Origin of the sequence: Paraburkholderia sp. FT54, assembly GCF_031585635.1 — a bacterium.
GTDB lineage: Bacteria > Pseudomonadota > Gammaproteobacteria > Burkholderiales > Burkholderiaceae > Paraburkholderia.
Window position 1 is genome coordinate 42,861 of record NZ_CP134195.1, and the last position, 20,727, is coordinate 63,587.

The 20,727-nt window shown below is 64.9% G+C and carries 12 protein-coding genes and 1 pseudogene; 5 read left to right on the plus strand and 8 right to left on the minus strand.

The genetic code is table 11. The features are described from left to right. Nucleotides 1–317: 317 nt before the first annotated feature. Nucleotides 318–1,112 (minus strand): transporter substrate-binding domain-containing protein, encoded by a 795-nt coding sequence (locus tag RI103_RS00200; protein ID WP_310813502.1) that lies wholly within the window; start codon nt 1,110–1,112, stop codon nt 318–320. A 218-nt stretch (nt 1,113–1,330) separates the two neighbouring features. Here RI103_RS00200 and hemE point away from each other — a divergent pair, with 218 nt between their 5' ends. From hemE to RI103_RS00215, 3 genes are all read left to right on the plus strand, one after another. Further along, nucleotides 1,331–2,431: a uroporphyrinogen decarboxylase gene (gene hemE, locus RI103_RS00205; RefSeq protein WP_310813503.1), complete on the plus strand. Its 1,101-nt coding sequence runs from the start codon at nt 1,331–1,333 to the stop codon at nt 2,429–2,431. 465 nt (nt 2,432–2,896) lie between these two features. After that, on the plus strand, nt 2,897–5,143 hold the full coding sequence (locus RI103_RS00210) for a primosomal protein N' (RefSeq protein WP_310813504.1): 2,247 nt from the start codon (nt 2,897–2,899) through the stop codon (nt 5,141–5,143). A gap of 170 nt (nt 5,144–5,313) precedes the next feature. Then, nucleotides 5,314–6,735, plus strand: coding sequence for a putative sulfate exporter family transporter (locus tag RI103_RS00215; protein WP_310813505.1), 1,422 nt, complete (start codon nt 5,314–5,316; stop codon nt 6,733–6,735). Nucleotides 6,736–7,174: 439 nt separating this feature from the next. Here the strand turns inward: RI103_RS00215 and RI103_RS00220 are convergent, their stop codons facing one another. Continuing rightward, nucleotides 7,175–7,345, minus strand: a complete 171-nt coding sequence (locus RI103_RS00220; RefSeq protein ID WP_310813506.1) for a hypothetical protein — start codon at nt 7,343–7,345, stop codon at nt 7,175–7,177. Between the two features lie 313 nt (nt 7,346–7,658). Between RI103_RS00220 and putA the strand changes: the two genes are divergently transcribed. Next, the gene (gene putA / locus RI103_RS00225) at nt 7,659–11,588 is read left to right on the plus strand and encodes a trifunctional transcriptional regulator/proline dehydrogenase/L-glutamate gamma-semialdehyde dehydrogenase (protein WP_310813507.1); all 3,930 of its coding nucleotides are present in this window, start codon (nt 7,659–7,661) and stop codon (nt 11,586–11,588) included. An 87-nt stretch (nt 11,589–11,675) separates the two neighbouring features. Then, entirely contained in the window at nt 11,676–12,824 is a 1,149-nt protein-coding gene (locus RI103_RS00230; protein WP_310813508.1) for a branched-chain amino acid ABC transporter substrate-binding protein, read from the plus strand. A gap of 54 nt (nt 12,825–12,878) precedes the next feature. Here RI103_RS00230 and RI103_RS00235 read toward each other — a convergent pair. The 6 genes and pseudogenes from RI103_RS00235 to RI103_RS00260 all read right to left on the minus strand — a co-directional run. Further along, nucleotides 12,879–13,019 (minus strand): annotated as a pseudogene (locus RI103_RS00235) (DDE transposase); the annotation flags it as partial. A gap of 145 nt (nt 13,020–13,164) precedes the next feature. Beyond that, on the minus strand, nt 13,165–13,680 hold the full coding sequence (tssJ, locus tag RI103_RS00240; RefSeq protein WP_310813509.1) for a type VI secretion system lipoprotein TssJ: 516 nt from the start codon (nt 13,678–13,680) through the stop codon (nt 13,165–13,167). Beyond that, nucleotides 13,680–15,539 carry a type VI secretion system baseplate subunit TssF gene (tssF, locus tag RI103_RS00245; protein WP_310813510.1) on the minus strand — a complete coding sequence of 620 codons (1,860 nt, stop codon included), beginning with the start codon at nt 15,537–15,539 and terminating at the stop codon, nt 13,680–13,682. The genes tssJ and tssF overlap by 1 nt, the downstream gene beginning before the upstream one ends. Continuing rightward, on the minus strand, nt 15,536–19,198 hold the full coding sequence (locus RI103_RS00250) for an ImcF-related family protein (protein ID WP_310813511.1): 3,663 nt from the start codon (nt 19,196–19,198) through the stop codon (nt 15,536–15,538). Before RI103_RS00250 ends, tssF begins: the two co-directional genes overlap by 4 nt. After that, on the minus strand, nt 19,179–20,462 hold the full coding sequence (locus RI103_RS00255; protein ID WP_310813512.1) for a hypothetical protein: 1,284 nt from the start codon (nt 20,460–20,462) through the stop codon (nt 19,179–19,181). The genes RI103_RS00250 and RI103_RS00255 overlap by 20 nt, the downstream gene beginning before the upstream one ends. Further along, nucleotides 20,462–20,722, minus strand: a complete 261-nt coding sequence (locus RI103_RS00260) for a PAAR domain-containing protein (protein ID WP_310813513.1) — start codon at nt 20,720–20,722, stop codon at nt 20,462–20,464. Before RI103_RS00260 ends, RI103_RS00255 begins: the two co-directional genes overlap by 1 nt. Nucleotides 20,723–20,727 lie beyond the last annotated feature (5 nt).

A 20,727-nucleotide genomic window follows, 5' to 3' on the forward strand; every position in this document is an offset into this window, starting at 1 on the left:
TTCCGCATGAAATGGTTGCACATTCATCGTTTGAGTGAGGAATCGCCCGTGTTACAGGTACTCGCTCGCATTGACTAACTTCAACACTCCGAAAATGCGTCGTGTCATTGCGTTGCAGCATTCGTCCAGGAGCACAATTGGGGCGCGAAGGGTCGGTTCGTCCGACATTGTTCTGACTGGGTTGTTGGACTTTTACTTAACAGCGGCCCACACCGTTACATGATTGGCGCGCAGGCGCAGTCCTTTTGGCGTTTCTCGACGGCTGCCGCGTTACAGTGAAAACCGAAAAGAACGCGGCGGCCGGAAAAGACATCACATTACTTCAGCCATTTGTCCGAAATGACTTGGTATTCGCCGGTTGCCCGTGCAAGGTGCAACCACTGGTCGACGTACTGCTGGAGCGCCATATCGCCTCGCGGCAGCAGCCAGGCTTTTTCTCCGTACTGGAACGGCTTGTCCGGATGCACCGAGCAAAGGCCCGGATTCAGTTTTTGCTGCAATAGCGTTTCAGACGCATCCGTCACCATTACGTCCGCCTTGCCCGCGAGGATCTGCTTGAAGATCGTCACGTTGTCCGGATAGACGGTCAGGTTCGCATGTGGAAAGTACTGCTTCGCGAAACGCTCGTTGGTGCCGCCCGGATTGACGATCACGCGGGTCGCCGGCTGGTCGATCTGCGCCACGGTCTGGTATTTGTCGACGTCGTCGCATCGTACGATCGGCGTCTTGCCGTCGACCATGTATGCCTGCGTGAAAAACGCCCGCTTCTGCCGCTCGAGGGTTGGCGACACGCCGCCCACGCCGATGTCGCACTTGGCAACGAAGTCGTTCATCAGGTTCGACCACGATGTCTTGATGAACTCCGCCTTGACACCGAGCGATTTGGCGAGCGACTCCGTCATGTCGATATCGATGCCTTCGAACTGGCCGTCCGTCTTGTAGAACGAGTACGGTTTGTAGTCGCCGGTGGTGCAGGCGCGCAGCGTGCCGCGCGCGAGGATTTCGTCGAGCCGCGAGGGCGCCGCGCCGGCGCTGGTCTGCGCTCCGGCCACGCCTGCGTGCATCAAAATGCCGGCCAGCGCGCCGAGCAGTGCGAGTGCTGCCTTGTTCATCGAGTCTCCTTGGTTGTATGTAATTGTCTGCTAATGCCGTTGGATAATAGCTCGGCGATTCGCGCTTGACCATTGGCCGCTCAGCCAGGTCGTCACGCCTCGGCCGGCACGCGGAAAACCGGCCGCGAACCAAACGGACAACGGCTATTGCCCACATCAAGCAAGATGCGGCGAGCCGAGTCCGGTAAAATGCTTTTTTGCCCTCAGTCGTACGCACCGTGGCCCATAAACTCCTGAACGACACTTTCCTGCGCGCGCTGCTGCGCCAGCCGACCGACTACACGCCGATCTGGCTGATGCGGCAAGCTGGCCGCTACCTGCCGGAATACAACGCCACGCGTGGTCGCGCGGGCAGTTTCCTCGGTCTGGCGAAGAGCCCGGCGTTCGCGACGGAAGTTACGTTGCAGCCGCTCGAGCGTTATCCACTCGACGCCGCGATCCTGTTTTCGGACATCCTGACCGTGCCCGACGCTATGGGGCTCGGCCTCGAGTTCGTGACCGGCGAGGGGCCGAAATTCGTTCGCCCGGTACGCACGGAAGACGACGTCGCGCGCCTGGCGGTGCCGGACATCGACGCCACGCTGCGCTACGTGACCGACGCCGTGCGCGAAATTCGGACCGCGCTCACCGACGCGCAAGGCCGTCAGCGCGTGCCGTTGATCGGGTTTTCGGGCAGTCCGTGGACGCTCGCCTGCTACATGGTCGAAGGCGGCGGTTCGGCGGACTTTCGCACGGTCAAGTCGATGCTCTATGCGCGTCCGGATCTGATGCATCGCATTCTCGACGTCAACGCGCGCTCGGTCGCGGCGTATCTGAACGCGCAGATCGAAGCCGGCGCGCAGGCCGTGATGATTTTCGACACGTGGGGTGGGGCGCTGGCGGACGGCGTCTACCAACGGTTTTCGCTGCACTACATCCAGCAGGTGGTGAGCCAGTTGAAGCGCGACCACGACGGCGAAAAAGTGCCGGTGATCACCTTCACGAAGGGCGGCGGCTTGTGGCTCGACGAGATCGCCGAGATTGGCGTGGACGCGGTCGGCCTCGACTGGACGGTGAATTTGAGCAAGGCGCGCGAGCGCGTGGGCGGGAAGGTGGCGCTACAAGGCAATATCGATCCGTCGGTGCTGTTCGCGCCGCCGGCTTCGATCCGTATGGAAGCGCGCGCGGTGCTCGACAGCTTCGGTAATCATCCCGGCCACGTGTTCAACCTCGGCCATGGCATTTCGCAATTCACGCCGCCGGAGAACGTTGCCGAACTCGTGGACGAGGTGCATCGTCACAGCCGGGCGATTCGCGGCGGCGCTCATGCACCGGCATGAAGCCGTAATCGTTACCATTTTTTGTTGCGACGCAGCGAAGTGGGCTCTCGGCCTAAGGGAAAATTTGCGGCTTGCGGGCCGTCAGATGGCGGTCTTGCGAAAGTCAAGACTTGACTTATGCACATTCATCACGCTGCGGCGCGGTAGAAGCTTTAGTCGTGTCCTGGCCCTTGCACATTGCGGGCACATTTGATCCAAGCCTTGTCTGGCAAGGGTTTCACGAGATCCGTACGTAATGTGCGGAATCCCACAGAAGGCCGCTGCGGCGCGGTTTCCGGGCCGCCCAGGCAAAGTTCTCAACAAAGTTATCCACAGGCACGCGGGCCGATTGCAATTGTTCAGTCGAATCCAAAACTTAGCGCCGAAATTGAAGTTTTACTTTAACTTCGACGGATTCGCCGTCTGCTTAACGGGCACCAAGATGCAGCGCCGTGTCGCGTCCATTCCGCTGATCTCCACTGACGCGTGAGCGACGTATTCGTCCGCGTTGCGCTGGATCATCCGCTGCCGACCCTGTTCGACTACCGCTGCGACACGCCTGAACCTGTCGCACCGGGCATGCTGGTCAGTGTGCCGTTCGGCAAGCGCCACGTCGTGGGGCTCGTCTGCGAAGTGACCGCTCACAGCGACGTGCCGGCAGATCGTCTTCGCTCGATGAGTAGTGTGTGCGACGCTTGTCCGCCGGTGTCGCCCGAGTGGCTCAAGTTGGCCGCGTTCGCCGCGGACTACTATCAGCGCGGCCTCGGAGAGGTTGCGCTGCCCGCGTTGCCGCAGGCGCTGCGCGATGCGTCGCGCTGGTCGCGCCTGTTCGCGCCGGAAGAGCGTTACAGCCTCACGCCGGCCGGCCGCGCCGCTTTGCCTGACGCGCTGCCGGCCCGGGCGAGCGCGTTGCGCAAGCTGGCGCAGGCCTTGGCCGATACCGACTTCCTGCTCGCCGCCTCCGCCCGCGCGCTGCACCCCAAGGCGATCGCAACGCTCGACGCATGGCGAGCGGAAGGCTGGGTCGCACTGGACATCATCGAAGCCGCGGCGGCGCGGGTTGCCGCAGCGTCGCCTGACGCGCCCACGCCCACGCTGCCCACGCTTACCGACGAGCAGGCGGCGGCCGTCGAAGCGATCCGCGGCGCCGATGGTTTTGCGCCGTTCCTGCTGCACGGCGTGACGGGCAGCGGCAAGACCGAGGTCTATCTGCGCGCGCTCGCCGAGATTCTGGCCGCGAAGCCCGACGCCCAGGCGCTCGTCCTTGTGCCCGAAATCAATCTGACGCCACAGTTCGAGGCGGCCTTTCGCGCGCGCTTCGCGGCGCTCGAGGGCACGTCGATCGTCACGCTGCACAGCGGTCTCGCCGAAGGCGAGCGCGCGCGCAACTGGTTCGCCGCCCACACCGGTCGCGCGCGCATCGTGCTCGGCACGCGGCTGGCGGTGCTGGCTTCGCTGCCCAGGCTCGCGATCATCGTCGTCGACGAGGAGCACGATCCGGCCTACAAGCAGCAGGAAGGCTTGCGCTATTCGGCCCGCGATCTGGCGATCTATCGCGCCAAACAACTCGAATTGCCCGTCGTGCTCGGTTCGGCCACGCCGTCGCTGGAAAGCTGGTGGCAGGCCGACCAGGGTCGCTACAAGCGGCTCACGTTGTCGCGCCGCGCAGTCGCCGAGGCCGTGCTGCCCACCGTCAAACTGGTCGACCTGGAAGAGGAGAGGCGGCGCGGGCGAGCATCGGTGGAAGGTTTGTCGGGGCCGCTGATCGCCGCGCTGAAGGCGCGACTCGAACGCGGCGAGCAGAGCCTCGTGTTCCTGAACCGTCGCGGTTACGCGCCGCAGCTTGCCTGCGACGCCTGCGGCTGGGTCGCCGGTTGCCCGCGCTGCAGCGCCTATGTCGTGCTGCATAAGCCCGAGCGTGCGCTACGCTGTCACCACTGCGGGTGGGAGGCGCGCATCCCGCGCTCGTGCCCGGACTGCGGCAACGTCGACATCGCCCCGATGGGCCGCGGCACGCAGCGTGTCGAAGAAACACTGGCGAGCGCGGTGCCTGGCGCCCGCGTCCTGCGTATCGACGCCGACAGCACGCGTCGTAAAGGCAGCGCACAGGCGCTGTTCTCCGACGTCCACGCCGGCGAGGTCGACATCCTCGTCGGCACGCAGATGATCGCCAAGGGCCACGACTTCCAGCGCGTGTCGCTGGTCGGCGTGCTGAACGCCGACACCGCGCTCTTTTCCCATGATTTCCGCGCGAGTGAACGGCTCTTCGCGCAACTGATGCAAGTAAGCGGCCGCGCAGGCCGCGCTGGTTTGCCCGGCGAAGTGCTGGTGCAAACACGCTATCCGCGCCACGCGCTCTACCACGCGCTGGGCCGCCATGACTATGTCGGCTTCGCCAACTCCACGCTGGCCGAGCGGCGCGACGCGCACTTGCCGCCATTCGTCTATCAGGCTTTGCTGCGTGCCGAAGGCCGCACGCTCGATGCCGCGCTCGCCTTCCTGCAGCAGGCGGCGGCCGAACTGACCGGCATTGCGGCCGCCGAACGCGTGACCGTCTACGACGCCGTGCCGCTCACCATCGTCAAGGTGATGCACGTGCACCGCGCGCAGTTGCTGATCGAGAGCGCGTCGCGGGGCGCGTTGCAGGCGACCTTGCGTGCCTGGCAGCCACTTCTGCGCGGTCTGAAAGGCGTCCTGCGCTGGAATCTCGAAGTGGATCCGCTCGACATCTGAGGCGCGTCGCCAGGCCGCCGCTGCCGTTACTTCTTTGAGTCATATCCTTAGAGCGAATGGTCGTTTCTTTTTGCGACGCCGCTCGCCTATATTTCGCCGAATCGGCGCACGTTCAGGCAAAACTCCAACATTCCAGCGCCGGTGTACCTCAACTTCCTCGGGGCATGGCGATGAGCGATACCAATCCAGCACTACAACCCGGCGCCGCGCCGACGAATCGGCAAAGCACGCACGGTGGCGGCCTTTTTTCGACCGAAGACTGGTGGGCGGTGTGGGTCGGCCTGCTGGTGATCGTGGTTGCCTGGGCGTTGTTCGCGTCGGGCAGCAGTATCAAGTGGCTGGCGGTGGCGCCGGCCAAATGGTCGAGCGTGGCGCAGGCCGCGCAGGACGTGGGCAAGCATTTGTTGAACTATGCCGCGCTGTTTGTCGCGTTCGCTCTGCTGTTCGGCGTGAGCCTGGCAGCGCTCAAGCAGCGGGTCGGCGCTTTCCTGGCGTCGTTCCTGATCCTGTTCATTGCGTCGGCGCTGATATTCACGCTGGGCGCGTGGGTCAACTCGTCGAAGTACAACCTCGAGCCGCCGCTCGTCGCGCTGGCGCTGGGTCTCCTGATCTCGAACGTGTTCACGTTGCCTGAATGGTTTTCGGCCGGCTTGCGCGTCGAGTTCTACATCAAGGTCGGCATCGTGCTGCTCGGCGCGACGCTGCCCTTCACGCTTCTGGTGTGGGCCGGCCCGGTGGCGGTCGGGCAGGCGACCATCGTCTCGCTCGTCACGTTCTTCGTGATCTTCTTTGCTGCCAAAGCGTTCGGCCTTGACCGGCGTTTTGCCGCCGTGCTCGGCGTCGGCGGCGCGGTGTGCGGGGTCTCGGCGGCAATTGCGATTGCCGGCGCGGTGCGGGCCAAACGCGAACAGGCTTCAGTGGCGATCACGCTGGTGGTGCTGTGGGCGATCGTGATGATCTTCGTGTTGCCGTTCGCGTCCCGCGCGCTCGGGCTGTCCACCGCGGTCGCCGGTGCCTGGATCGGCACGTCTGAATTCGCCGACGCCGCCGGCATCGCGGCCGCGCAAGCGTATGGCGACTTCGCCAAACACGCGGGCGGCGCGATTGCGGGTGCGCCGGAGGCGTCGCTGCAAGCGTTCACGCTGATGAAAGTGGTCGGCCGCGATATCTGGATCGGCATCTGGGCATTCGTGCTGGCGATCGTGGCGACAACGCGCTGGGAATCGCAAGACAGCGGCGTCAAAGCCAAGGCCAACGCAGGTGAGATCTGGGCGCGCTTTCCGAAGTTCGTGATCGGCTTTGTGATCGCGTCGGCGCTGGTGACGTGGATCGCCAGCCACTATTCGCTGGCCGATTACCGCAAGGTCGTGACGCCCGAATTCGTCGCACCGATCACGGCGTTGCGCACGTGGGCGTTCACCTTCTGCTTCCTGAGCATCGGGCTGACCACGCGTTTGCGCTCGCTTACCGCCACCGGCCTGAAGCCGTTCCTCGCCTTTACGGTGGGCGTGGTGGTCAATATCGCCACCGGCTACGCACTGTCCGCGCACGTGTTCGCACCGTACTGGAATAGCCTGGGGCAGGGCTCGTGATGCGCGGCGCGGTCCGCATCGACAGCACGGCGCAGGCGCGTGAAGAAACGCGTGTGCCCTGCTGCGCGTGCTGCCGGCATCGTGCGGAGAATCGGGATTCGTTGGAGCAGGGCATTCCGGGTCTCGCAGTGTTCGGTTCCGCATTCGGCGCGAGCGTGGCGGACAGCCGGCTTTGCCGGTTGCACGACCAACTCGTTTCCCCCGGCGACACCTGCGCCCAGTTCGCGCCGATTCGGCGGCACTGACGCGACGCCTGTGCGCAGCTCGGGCAAATCAGCAACGTTGACGCGTGCCTGCGCGCGATTCAAGCCGGCCCATCGACGTTAACGCGTGCTCAAGCCCCACCGCGGCGCTGAGCCGGACGTTGCACGCGTACTGCTGCTGTGCCGGTCGAAGATCGGCCTCGCTATGTCCGGCACGGAACGCCGGACGCGACCCTTCACTCGCTCAACGCCGTCCGTGCGTCGCCCGCCGTTTCGCGCGATGCCGCGGGCGTGCGTCCCTCGGCGGGCTCGCGCCTGCCCGGCCCACTCGTCGCGCCGCGGATGAACAGCACCGCGCAAGTCGCGCACATTGCCCAGATGCCCAATACCACCAGCCATTTTTCCATTTCGCCTGTCCTCTAAACCCCGTACCGTTTTTTTGTGCGTGCCCGGAGGCCGCGTGCCTTCATGTTCCTTATAACGGCGCGCCGACTTGTTCTGATAAGGGTAAAAGCAAAAAGAATCACGCCAGGGAAAGTACTGATCGCAACCGCCATCTCGATGTGCGACGCCATTTTGCGCAAACCCCCGCCGTACAAGGCTCCCAGCTGGGTGCAACCATGCGTTGAACATGGTTGCACCTTTTTATTGGGAGGCGTAGGATTCGCCCAACTTTTAGTCTTTCGCCAGCGCATTCGTCTGGTATCCGAAGAAGGAAACATGGCTAGCACCACCCTTGGCGTCAAGGTCGATGACCTCCTGCGTTCCCGGCTGAAAGATGCCGCTACCCGTCTCGAACGCACTCCGCACTGGCTCATCAAGCAGGCCATCTTCGCGTACCTCGAAAAGATCGAGCACGGTCAGTTGCCGCCCGAGCTGTCGGGCGTGACGGGCTCGGCGGATCTCGCCGACGGCGCCGCGGTCGAGCAGGAGGAAGACGGCGCGTCGCACCCGTTCCTCGAGTTCGCGCAAAACGTGCAACCGCAGTCGGTGTTGCGCGCGGCGATCACCGCCGCTTATCGTCGTCCTGAGCCGGAATGTGTGCCGTTCCTGCTCGGGCAGGCGCGCTTGCCGGCCAACCTCGCGGGCGATGTGCAGACGATGGCCAGCAAGCTCGTCGAAACGCTGCGCACGAAGAGCAAGGGCGGTGGCGTCGAAGGTCTGATCCACGAGTTCTCGCTGTCGAGCCAGGAAGGCGTGGCGCTGATGTGCCTCGCCGAAGCGCTGCTGCGCATTCCCGATCGCGCCACGCGCGACGCGCTGATTCGCGACAAGATCAGCAAGGGTGACTGGAAATCGCATGTCGGCCAGGCGCCGTCGCTGTTCGTCAACGCCGCGACATGGGGCTTGATGATCACCGGCAAGCTGGTGACGACCAATAGCGAAACGAGTCTCTCGTCGGCGCTCACGCGTTTGATCGGTAAGGGCGGCGAGCCGTTGATCCGCAAGGGCGTCGATATGGCGATGCGTCTGATGGGCGAGCAGTTCGTCACGGGCGAGAACATCTCCGAAGCGCTGGCCAACAGCCGCAAATACGAAGCGCGCGGCTTCCGCTACTCGTACGACATGCTCGGCGAAGCGGCCACCACTGAAGCCGACGCGCAGCGCTACTACGCGTCGTACGAACAGGCGATCCACGCAATCGGCAAGGCTGCCGGCGGCCGCGGCATCTACGAAGGCCCGGGCATTTCGATCAAGCTCTCCGCGCTGCACGCACGCTACTCGCGTTCGCAGCAGGAACGCACGATGAGCGAACTGCTGCCGCGCGTGCGCTCGCTCGCGATCCTCGCGCGCCGCTACGACATCGGTCTGAACATCGACGCCGAAGAAGCCGACCGCCTCGAAATCTCACTCGACCTGCTCGAAGCGCTGTGCTTCGATCAGGAGCTGGCCGGCTGGAACGGCATCGGCTTCGTGGTCCAGGCTTATCAGAAGCGTTGCCCGTTCGTGATCGACTACATCATCGATCTGGCGCGCCGCAGCCGTCACCGCATCATGGTGCGCCTCGTGAAGGGGGCGTACTGGGATACCGAAATCAAGCGCGCGCAAGTGGACGGCCTCGAAGGCTATCCGGTCTACACGCGCAAGATCTACACGGACGTGTCGTACCTCGCTTGTGCCAAGAAGTTGTTGAGCGCACCCGACGCGGTCTATCCGCAGTTCGCCACGCATAACGCGCATACGCTGTCGGCGATCTATCACCTCGCGGGCAACAACTACTACCCCGGCCAGTACGAGTTCCAGTGCCTGCACGGCATGGGCGAGCCGCTGTATGAGGAAGTCACCGGCCGCGACAAGCTGAACCGTCCGTGCCGCGTTTATGCGCCGGTCGGCACGCATGAAACGCTGCTCGCGTATCTCGTGCGCCGTCTGCTGGAAAACGGCGCGAACACGTCGTTCGTGAATCGCATTGCCGATGAAAGCGTCGCGATCAAGGACCTGATCGCCGACCCCGTCGACGAAGCCTCGAAGATCGTCCCGCTCGGCGCGCCGCACGCGAAGATTCCGCTGCCGCGCAATCTGTACGGCGCCGAGCGTCTCAATTCGATGGGCCTCGATCTGTCGAACGAGCATCGGCTGGCGTCGTTGTCGTCGGCGTTGCTGGCGAGCGCGCATCATCCGTGGCGCGCCGCGCCGATGCTTGAGGACAACGAGATCGCCGTGGGCGTCGCGCGCGATGTGCGCAATCCGGCGGATCATCGCGACCTCGTCGGCACGGTCGTCGAAGCGACACCGGAGCATGTGAGCGCCGCGCTGGCGCATGCCGTTGCAGCCGCACCGATCTGGCAAGCCACGCCTGTCGAAGCGCGCGCCGATTGCCTCGCGCGTGCCGCTGATCTGCTCGAAGCGCAGATGCATACGTTGATGGGTCTGGTGGTGCGCGAAGCCGGCAAGTCGCTCGCCAACGCTGTCGCGGAAATCCGTGAGGCGATCGACTTCCTGCGCTACTACTCCACGCAGATTCGCGACGAGTTTTCCAACGACACGCATCGCCCGCTCGGACCTGTGGTCTGTATCAGCCCGTGGAATTTCCCGCTGGCGATTTTCATGGGCCAGGTGGCCGCGGCGCTTGCCGCCGGCAACACCGTGCTCGCGAAGCCGGCTGAACAGACGCCGCTGATCGCCGCGCAAGCCGTACGCATTCTGCGCGAAGCCGGCGTGCCGGCGGGCGCGGTGCAACTGCTGCCGGGCAACGGTGAAACAGTCGGCGCCGCGTTGGTGGCCGATCCGCGCACTCGCGCCGTGATGTTCACAGGCTCGACCGAAGTCGCGCGCCTCATCAACAAGACGCTATCGAGCCGCCTCGATCCGGAGGGCAAGCCGATTCCGCTGATCGCCGAAACGGGCGGCCAGAACGCGATGATCGTCGACTCGTCGGCATTGGCTGAACAGGTCGTGGCGGACGTGCTGCAATCGTCGTTCGACTCCGCCGGTCAACGGTGTTCCGCGCTGCGCGTTCTTTGTCTGCAGGAAGATGTCGCGGACCGCACGCTGGAGATGCTGACCGGCGCGATGCGCGAACTCGCCGTGGGCAATCCGGACCGCCTGTCGGTCGACGTCGGCCCGGTGATCGACCTCGACGCGAAGCGCGGTATCGACTCGCATGTCGCGGCGATGCGCGACAAAGGCCGCAAGGTCGAGCAACTGCCGATGCCCGACGGTTGCGCGCAAGGCACCTTCGTTCCGCCGACGCTGATCGAACTCGACAGCATCGACGAACTGAAGCGCGAAGTGTTCGGCCCGGTGCTGCATGTGGTGCGGTATCGCCGCAGCCAGCTCGACAAGCTGCTCGAACAGATCCGCACGACCGGCTACGGCCTGACGCTCGGCATCCATACGCGGATCGATGAAACCATCGCTCACGTGATCAGCCGCGCGCACGTCGGCAACATTTATGTGAACCGCAATGTGATCGGCGCGGTGGTGGGTGTGCAGCCGTTCGGCGGCGAAGGCTTGTCGGGCACGGGTCCGAAAGCGGGCGGCGCGCTGTATCTACAGCGACTGCTCGCCACGCGTCCGGCCGGTTTGCCGAAGTCGCTTGCACAGGCATTGGTCGCGGATGTACCGCACGCTGTCGAAAACAGCGACAATCCGTCCGCTGCATTGACGGCGTATCGCGACTGGCTCATCGCCGAACAGCAACCGGTGCTGGCCGCGCGCTGCGACGGCTATCTGTCGCATGTACCGGCGGGCGCCACGGCGGTATTGTCGGGGCCGACCGGCGAGCGCAACACCTATACTCTCGGCGCGCGCGGCACGGTGCTGTGTATCGCGTCGACGGCGAGCGGTGCGCGCGTGCAGTTTGCCGCGGCGCTGGCTACGGGAAATCGCGCGTTGTTTGAAGGCGCGGCCGGTGAACAATTGGTGGCGCAACTGCCCGCCACACTCAAGTCGCATGCGAGCGTCAAGAAGAGCGCCGACACACCATTCGACGCCGTGCTGTTCGAAGGCGATAGCGACGAGCTGCTGGCGCTGGTGAAGGAAGTCGCGAAGCGTCCGGGCCCGATCGTGTCGGTGCAAGGCGTTGCGGCGCGTGCGCTGGAAAGCGGCGATGAGGACTACGCGCTCGAGCGTCTGTTGACGGAACGCTCGGTGAGCGTGAATACGGCAGCAGCCGGCGGTAATGCGAATTTGATGACGATCGGTTGAGCGAACCTCATTGATCTTTTCAAAAAGAAGGAAGCGGTACGGCGACCCCGAAACCGCTCCATCCACACCTGGTACCAAGGAGAAGCTATGCAATACAAGATGAAACAGCTGGCAGGCGCTGCACTGGTTGCGGCGATGTCGCTGGCGGGGACGGCCAACGCTCAATCGACGGAAGATGTGAAGGTCGGCTTTGCCGGCCCGATGACGGGCGCGCAGGCGCACTACGGCAAGGACTTCCAGAACGGCATCACGCTGGCAGTGGAAGACATGAACGCGACCAAGCCGGTGATCGGCGGCAAGCAAGTCCGCTTCGTGCTCGATTCGGCCGACGACCAGGCCGATCCGCGCACCGGTACGACCGTTGCACAGAAGCTGGTGGATGACGGCATCAAGGGCATGCTCGGCCACTTCAACTCGGGCACCACGATTCCGGCTTCGCGCATTTACGCGAACGCGGGCATCCCCGAAATCGCCATGGCGACGGCGCCGGAATACACGCAACAAGGTTTCAAGACCACGTTCCGCATGATGACGTCCGACACGCAGCAAGGTTCGGTCGCCGGCACGTTCGCGGTCAAGACCTTGGGCGTGAAGAAGATCGTGATCGTCGACGACCGCACGGCGTATGGCCAAGGTCTGGCGGATCAGTTCGAGAAGGCAGCGAAGGCAGCGGGCGGCCAGATCGTCGATCGTGAATACACGAACGACAAGGCTGTGGACTTCAAGTCGATCCTGACCAAGCTGAAGTCGGTTCAACCGGATCTGATCTATTACGGCGGCGCGGATTCGCAAGCGGCACCGATGGTCAAGCAGATGAAGGCACTGGGCATCAAGGCGCCGCTGATGGGCGGCGAAATGGTCCACACGCCGACGTTCATCCAGATCGCGGGTGAGGCAGCGAACGGCACGGTGGCGTCGCTTGCCGGCCTGCCGCTGGAAGAAATGCCGGGCGGCAAGGACTACGTCGCGAAGTACAAGAAGCGTTTCAACGAAGATGTGCAAACGTACTCGCCGTACGCTTACGACGGCGCAATGGCCATGTTCGACGCAATGAAGAAGGCGAACTCGACCGATCCGGCCAAGTATTTGCCGGTGCTCGCAAAGACGTCGATGCCGGCAGTGACGTCGGCGAATCTCGCGTACGACAGCAAGGGCGATCTGAAGAACGGCGGGATCACGCTGTATAAGGTTGTCGACGGTAAGTGGACGACGCTGCAAAGCGTGGGTGGGAAGTAAGCCATTTGCCTGTTTTGACGTTGTGAGAAAACCCCGCTTCGGCGGACATGCCGTTCAGTTGAGATCCTTCTTCAAGAATCGAACGGTGGAACGTTGAGGGCGAGATTTGACGACCCGGTCGCAAGTGCGGTCGGGTCGTTTTTCATTGGGCGGCGACTTGAGGCACTCGCGCGGGCGCTTCAGGCAGGCGGGAAGTTATGCTTAGGCCGGCGTTAGCGCCGTCGCGCCGGCCGCCGGAGCTGCTGGCACATGGGTACCGCGTCGCTGGCGACGGCGGTCCGCGCAGCCATCAGGACGGGCAGCGCCACGGCCACCAGGCATGGTTCCAGGCTCTCCATCCTTATTTGCGTTCCGTGTCGAGTTCGACAGTGCGATCCATCGCCACAAGCCTGACCGGGTCAGTCCTCTTCCACTGCGACTTCGGCACCAGCACCGACCATTCGGCGTTAGTAGTGTCGCGAAAGAACGCCGCGATCCCCACGTAGTTCGCTGCCTCGTCCATCGGTTCGGACACCTTCAGCGTCTGTCCCGGCCCGAGCGTGACGTCCCGGCGCCTGAGCGTCGCCGTCTTCAGCGCGTCGCTGCCATCGAGCAGTTGCGCGTAGGTCGCCGTCGCAAACGGACGGTCGTCCCGGAGCTGGTAGATGCGCAGCACCACCGGCAACGACACGCCGCGCGTGTCCTGATTGAGCGCGCCGCGCGCTGCCAGGACGAGGTTCATTTGCCTGACCTTCGTCTCGAACACCGCGCGCGTGGCGTCCACGGTCCCGTCCTTCACCGACTGCCACGTACCGCACGCCGAGACGGCCAGCGCGATACCCACACCAAGCGCGCCCCGCATGGTCCTGATGTTCATCAGAAAGGTGCTCCCTCGAAGTCGATGCGCGGATAGACGGTCTCCTGGCCGTCGATCATCAGCGCCAGTTGCATGGAATGGTGGAAGCACGCGTAACGTCCCATGAAGCGATTGAGCACGTCACCGAACAGCACCGCATCGCCCGGCCCGTCGAAGGCGGTCGCGTCGAGTTCGACGTGTACATGGGCGAACCGTTGCACGTACCCGCGCGCCAGCGTCTGCTTCTCGGAGAACCGCACGTCCCTGATCGCGTCGATGCGGCGGGTAATCCCGTCGTCTGGCGGCCAGTCGTAGAGTTCCAGCGTCTCGCGAAGCGCCGGCGCGCCCTCCATGCTGATCCGGTTCAGTTCGTTCGCGCCGCCCGCAGTAAAGTGGCCCAGTACCCGCCAGTCATATCCCGGGTGGTAGCGCGGCGGATAGACCGGCAGGGTCGGTGCCGTCAGGTTACGCACCGACGCGATACCGGTAAAACCCGATACCGTCTCGGTGATCGTCGCCTCGGCAAGTGCCATGCGCGGCAGGCGCCCGTTGTTTGCGAGCGAGCGCACCGTCAGGTAGCGGTCCGGATGAGGGCGGTCATCATCGTTCTGCGCGCTCCGGTGTGTCCCCGCCCATAGCTGCCCCTCCAGCGTGACCCACAGTTCCCGCCCCGTCACGCCGTAACGCGTCGACGTATGGAAGTACCGTTCCGGCTTCTCGTAAGGCAGCATCCAGCCGCGATGCCGGAAGCTCGTAAATGCCTGGTAGGCGTGCCGTGCGCTGTCCTCCGGATCGGCGGCGATGACCGCGAGCACGTCGTATGGTTCGACATGACCGGCGACGCCTGGCTGCACGCGGACGCGGTGCTCCCGGTCGTGCCAGTCGGCGGGCTGCAGCGGCAGCGCATCGACCTCGAACAGGTTGATGATGGGCGTGCAGAAAAGACGGAAACTCCCGCGGCCGACCGGATGGTCGCCCGGTATCCGGCCGTCCAGTTCAATCTCGAAGGTCATCTGGGCTTCACCCGGCGGGAGCGTCGCGGCATCGAAGCCGCACAGATCGACGAAGTGGCATTTCTGCGGAAACACGAAATACTCGAGCATCGTCTGCTCGCGGTCGAGTTGCTGGTCGCGCCCGGCGTTCGTGACCGGCCACAGCCGCGTCGACGGGCCGAAGCCTGCCGCCTCGAAATGCACCCCCCGCTGCGGTTCCAGCGCGCCGTCGAGTACTGAAGGCAGACGCAGGCCGATTGACGCGACCTGGCGCGTCAGCGCCGCGTACAGCGCAGCAGCGGCGGGCCGGTCGCCGTGCAGGTAAAGGCGGATGCGCGACAGGTCCATGCGTTCGCGCTGCTCGCCGAGCCAGAGGCCGAACGTCAGGCGGATGACCGTGCGCCCGTCGGCACGCACCGCCGCGGCCGCGTCCTCCACCGAGAGCGGCAGCAGCTTCACGGGCTGTGTCGTCCGGTACAGGCACTGCACCTCTTCGGAACCAACGGGTGCCGAGCGCACCACGGCTCCGGCGGGTATCTGCGCTGCGGTCGAGGCCGTGCGATTCAGCGGCGTGCATTCGATGATCGACAGGGACGGAATCGCCCGCGCCGCATACTCATACAGGTTGTCGAGCAGCGCGTCGGTCATCTCCGGCATGCCGTCGTCGAGCTTGCTGCGCATCCGCGCCGCGAGCATCGCGAAACCTTCGTTCACCGCGCGGACAGACCCCTCGGGTTCGCCGTAGAGCATTCCCATGCGACGCGCGGCGTCGGGATGGGCTTGCGCAAACTCGCGGCCTGCCTCACGCAGATAGCGCATCTCCCCGTCGTAATACGTCAGGAACGGATTCTCGTGTTCAATCGGGTTCTTCTTCCACGGCGCAGTCATGGCTGTAACTCCGGCGGCAGCGGCGGCAGGGATGGCACGGTGGACAGGACGCCGGCGCGGCCCGTCACGAAGATGCGCTCCGGCATGCGGAAACCGCGCAGCCTGAGAAGCTCCAGCGGTCCGGCTCCCGCCTGCGTACGCAGCACGTAACGCAGCGCGTAGTGCAGCGGTGCCGTCGTCCCGTCCACGGTGTCGCTGGGGGGCGCGGAGGCGGCCGTCGCCGTGGAAGCAGCCGCCGCCGCGTCGCCGACCGCCCCGGCATTCCAGGTCAGTTCATAGCGCGTATCGTCGAGCGGCTTCACCTGGGCTTTCTCCAGTATCCGCAGGAACGCCCAGTCGCCTGTAGCGTCGGACGCAACACGGAGTCCCCCGTTCAGCGTCTGCCAGGTCAGCAACGCATGGCCGCTCAGGCCATTGCCCGGCCACGCGAGCGGCGTCCACGTTTCGTGCTGGTTGAAATAGACGACCTGTTGCCCGTCTACCGTCAGCTCCGTGCGCGTGACGTCCGGCGTCGGCTGCGGCATGATCGCGAAGTGATAACCGGCGTCGCCCTGCGCGTAAAGACGCGCGCCCAGCGGGCCGATCAGCCGCAGCATCGCGAGGAACTTCGGGTCGAACTGGAGCGACTGCGGCGCAAGTTCGTTCGGTACCCACTGGTCGCCCTGGCGCTTGAGCACGCCCGAGAGTTCGATCTCGATGAAGCGGTTGATCAGCCCCGTATCGGGTCGTACGTAACGACCGAACTCGGCAAAGGACGCGTCGGCGCTCGCCGGCGAGAACGGATAGCGCGAGGCGAACGTCGTCGTGAAGGGTGCCGTCACGCCCGCGCGCCATGCGTCGTTCAGGCTCGCCGCGGCGGGCTGGAGGACCGCCTGCCAGGCTGCGTCGAGCGGTTGCACGAACATCGTCTGTCCGAACGCCGCCCACTGCGCGCCCAGACTCGCGGCGGTCAGCGCCGCGTCGTCGCGCGCCTGCGTGAGATCGGAGAGCTTGCCCTGGAATACCGCCTGCGCGAGACCGCGCGCCATCGCCTGCGCGTCCGGACTCGCCTGGATCTGCTGCAACTTCAGGCGTACGGTCGTATCGGCGGTCAGCACACGCGAGAGACTCACGCCGCTGAATGCGGCGGTATTTGCGGCATTGCCGTTGCCTGCCTTGCTGCCGCCCGCTGCCGGGTTTGCGTCACCAAGCAACGCGAGCAGTGGGCCAAACGAGCGGTCCAGCGGGTTGACCGCCGCCTGCGGCTGATCGCTGTCGGCGCCGCCGAGCAGGCCCTGCGCCTTGCGCACCAGCGTGTCCGTGAGCGCCTGCGAAGGACGGCCCGCCCCGCCCTGGTACTGCACCGACTTCATGAGCGCGAGCAGCGGCGATGTTTGTGCATCGGTCATGCGAGTGAGCTGGTCGATCACGCTGGAGAAACTCGTCGCGGGAATCCACTGGACGCTGTTGAGCAAGGTCGCCCAGGCCGCCGTGTAGTCCGTGAAGTAACGCGTGCGCAGCCGCTGCCGGAGATCGTCGGTCTCGCGCTTCGTATCAAGTGCGGTACGCGCCGCGCCGACCGTCCCTTCAACGACGGTGGTGCTCACCTGGGCGGTCGGCTGGTTGCCGGTCAGCACCCAGTCTCCCTCGACGTGCTGCTCTTTCGCGGCGTCGTCGATGGCTTTCCCGATCATCCCTTCCCACGCCGCGCGCGTAAAGATGCCCGGCACCATCTGCGTCGTCGTGAAAAGCCCGTGCGCGTCCGTACCGGCGAGCAGCGTCGCGAGCGAGATGTCCGCGTACTTGCCGCGCGCGTCGTCGAGCACGCGCTGGTAGAGCACGTCGTCGCTTGCCGCGAGGCCGATCTGGTTGACGAGCGTCGACCGCATCTGCGTGACGAGCGGCATCGACGTGCTGATCCGCCAGTCGGGATGCGCCCTGAGGTGATCGGACCAGAAGCCGGCGAGCTGCTGCGAGGTGTCGAGCCATTCCCCCGCGCGCATGCCGGCGGGCGCGGGCCATACGTCCATCAGTTGCGTCGTGAGGAACTGCGCGTCGGTATGCGCCGGGGTCGCGAGCATGAGGTACGCCCTGAGACGGTTGTAGGCGATCCGCTGCGCGTCGTGGCTCTGATGCTCGTCGGCGCGAACCTGCGAGAGCTGGGCGAGCTGGCCTTCCAGCGCCTGAACGACCGGTTGCCGCAGGTTACGGATGGCGACGGTCCTGTACGGTTGCCACAGCGTATCAAGCAGGTCGTCGTTGCACGAGAGGCCCGCGCGCAGGTACCACGGCGCCCCGTGCTGACGCCGGTATTCGAGCGTCCCGATCTGCCGCTGGAGGGCGAGCTGGGTGCGCATCGCCTGAGCGGTGCCGGGTGGGGCCGCCAGCGCGGCGGCAGCGGTTGTTTCTGCGTCCCGAATGAGCGCGTGATTGCCCAGCCCCGATACCGCTAACGCGACCGTCCAGATAACTACCGTAGCGAGGGCGCACGCAGCGAGCGCGTTGGGCCAGTACAAGCCGGTGCGGCGACCGCGATAGTTGAGTGAGCCTGCCGCAATCTCGCGCCACACCGGCAGCATTGCGGCGGGCTGCTCACGCGTCACTGTCTGCGCGGCAGGCACTTCGCAGGGCTGGCCGGGCATGTCGTCTCCGTCGACGACCGGGACAGGTACGACAGACGGCCCCGGAAAGACCGGTGCGAACATGACGGCCGCCAGCGGCGCGCGCAGCCATCCGGATGCAGCCAGCTTGCGCAGACTCACGACCATTCGTCCGCCGTGAGCACCGACATACTTCGAGATATCCAGCATCCAGGTCGTCCACTGCGGCTCACCACACTGGCGCACACCGGCGTGGGCCGTCCTCTGCTCGACTTCGTCGAACAGTTCCGGCAGGCTGGCGGCGGTTGCTTGCGCCTGCCTGCTCGTTCCGCTTGGTATGAAGGCGCCGATGGCGTCGAAGCGTTCGGGCTGGCTGCCTGTCGCTTCGACCGGATGTACGAACGTAACGGGCGCGGCCCAGCCGAGCGCCGTGGCAACCATCGAGAGCGTACGCGGGCGGTCCGTATCGGCTTCGTCGGCGCGCGCAACGTGGACCAGGCCATCGACCGGATAGCGGGGGCGCAACTGGCGGATCTGGCTGAGCCACTTCCCGGCCTCGATGCCGTCCGGGGAAGCGTGCACGAGGATGGTTTCGTCGACGTGCATGACGCCCGCCTGCTTCAGACCGGGTGCGACCTGATCGACGTGCTCGTCCGTACCGTTGACCATCAGCCAGCGCAGGCGGCGACGCCAGAACCAGCCGTGCGCCATGCGCAGTTCTTCGGCCATGCGTTGCAGCCGTGCGTCGCGCCTGAGTGGTTTGGCCGCCTTCGCGCGGTCGCCGGTTTCTCCATGAAACTGCCGCGCGGCGAAACCGTAGGCTCCAACGGCAAACAGGACAAGGTGAACGACGACAACGACCGCGAAGGTCGAGAGGATGGCGATTACCGCCCTGAGCTGCGACTCGCCGGAGGTGACGCCGACCATATCGCCACGCAGAGACACGACACCGATCGCGAGCAAGGCGACGATCAGGGCCACAGCTGGTAGCCCCCAGATCGCCAGACGGCTCGATGGAGCGGATTCCGTCGTTGTCGTTGCGGCTTCAAGCGAGCGCAGGTTAAGCCTCGGGTTTGTCATCGGAAATCCGGTTGTTATCTGGTGTTACGTGCAGGACTGCGGATTGGAGGCCGTCAACAATGAGTTGCGGGCCATCTGCCGCGCCAGATTCGATGGCCGCGGCGACGGACAGCCAGCCGTTGCCGTCGCCAAAGTCGCCAACGATCCGGTCGGGCCTGCGCTGTGCTTCGTCTTTCGCAATGGCGTTCATATGGGCCGCGCGCAGCGCCTTCGCGCATCCATCGATGGGCCGGGTAATCCATGCGCGCACCAGCGAGCCATAGTCGGACTTGCCCCATACCGCAGCATTGGCAAAGCCGTGTTCAACCTCGGCGGCGAGGCCCCGGACGGGTCGGTGCAGCAGCGCCGCGACTCTGACCGTTTCCGGCAGCCGGAAGAACCCCGCCGCGAGCAGCACGGCAACGCATCCCTCGGTGCTGTCTTCTGGCGGGCCGTCCTCATGCCATGCCGTCGCGACCACCATCAATGGACGCGACTCCCTTGCGTCGAGCCAGGCATCAGCCGCCATCAACGCGTCTGAGGCCGGTGCCGCCTGCACCATGAGCGGCGGCAGGCCCGCGATGCGCAGCGCCTCGGCAATCCGCGCGACGTCCTCCTGCTCCCTGCCTCGGGCGCTCAGTACGCGAACCTGCGGCCACCACACCCGCTCGTAGCACGTCAGGGCACGCAGGCTCGCCTCTAGCGGCTTAAGCGCATCAACGATCTTGAGAGTTAGCAGCGAAACCGGCTTCGTTACCCGCTCCGCGCTGACGCTTTCTTCGCTATCCTGAGGATTGCTGGTACTTGGTTCATCGACCATCCAGTCCGTGTCCTGAAAGCGGGCATGAGGGATAAGCCCCAGGCCGGTGCGCGGGCTTTGCGCAGCAGGCAGGCGTTTCCCGGAGGCAATTGCGCTGGCAAGTGTCTGCCCGCCAAGCGGCAGACAGTAACCGGCACCGAGCACCTGGAGGGGCTTTTGTGCCGTACGTAGCCGCTCCGCCAGCCACCGGCTACGGTGATAATTGCGCCAGTGGGCCCGATACCAGAGCCCCTCATAGCCAGCGCGCTCGATGCAGAACAGGAGCATGAATACACCGTTAGGAGCGCCGAAAAAACAGAACCAGAACCATGCGCCGCTCGCGGGCTGCCCCTTCGGCCACAGAAGCATTGCAATGGCGACTCCGAATACGTTGCAGGCGAGCCACAGGCAAAACCACCATGGCCAGAACCGGGGACGGCGCGGATAAGCGCTCGGGCGTCCCGCTGAAGAAAGGTCGACCGGCATTACTCGATGCTGACGTTCTGAAGTGAGGAGATCAGGCGACAGTCGCAGGCGCAGCGGTAATGGTGCATGGCGACCGCCTTGCCGTCGCGGTCGGGGAATTTGTCGTAGCCTTCATCGATGACGGTCGGGCCGTGACGCTCGCACATGGCCGCGTCACCCTTGCGGGCGAGCGGGCGGCCCATGAACTCCGTCCACGGCGAGCCGCCTGTGACTTCACCGCCGTTTTCGAGTTTGTCGCCTTTGCGGATGGGAGATTTCATAGTTA

Excerpts from the sequence above, each read along its gene's own strand:
- putA (WP_310813507.1), top strand. The coding sequence starts at position 7,659 with ATGGCTAGCACCACCCTTGGCGTCAAGGTCGATGACCTCCTGCGTTCC.
- RI103_RS00220 (WP_310813506.1), bottom strand. The coding sequence starts at position 7,345 with ATGGAAAAATGGCTGGTGGTATTGGGCATCTGGGCAATGTGCGCGACT.
- RI103_RS00250 (WP_310813511.1), bottom strand. The coding sequence starts at position 19,198 with ATGACAAACCCGAGGCTTAACCTGCGCTCGCTTGAAGCCGCAACGACA.
- tssJ (WP_310813509.1), bottom strand. The coding sequence starts at position 13,680 with ATGAACATCAGGACCATGCGGGGCGCGCTTGGTGTGGGTATCGCGCTG.
- RI103_RS00215 (WP_310813505.1), top strand. The coding sequence starts at position 5,314 with ATGAGCGATACCAATCCAGCACTACAACCCGGCGCCGCGCCGACGAAT.
- RI103_RS00255 (WP_310813512.1), bottom strand. The coding sequence starts at position 20,462 with ATGCCGGTCGACCTTTCTTCAGCGGGACGCCCGAGCGCTTATCCGCGC.
- tssF (WP_310813510.1), bottom strand. The coding sequence starts at position 15,539 with ATGACTGCGCCGTGGAAGAAGAACCCGATTGAACACGAGAATCCGTTC.
- RI103_RS00260 (WP_310813513.1), bottom strand. The coding sequence starts at position 20,722 with ATGAAATCTCCCATCCGCAAAGGCGACAAACTCGAAAACGGCGGTGAA.
- RI103_RS00200 (WP_310813502.1), bottom strand. The coding sequence starts at position 1,112 with ATGAACAAGGCAGCACTCGCACTGCTCGGCGCGCTGGCCGGCATTTTG.
- RI103_RS00230 (WP_310813508.1), top strand. The coding sequence starts at position 11,676 with ATGCAATACAAGATGAAACAGCTGGCAGGCGCTGCACTGGTTGCGGCG.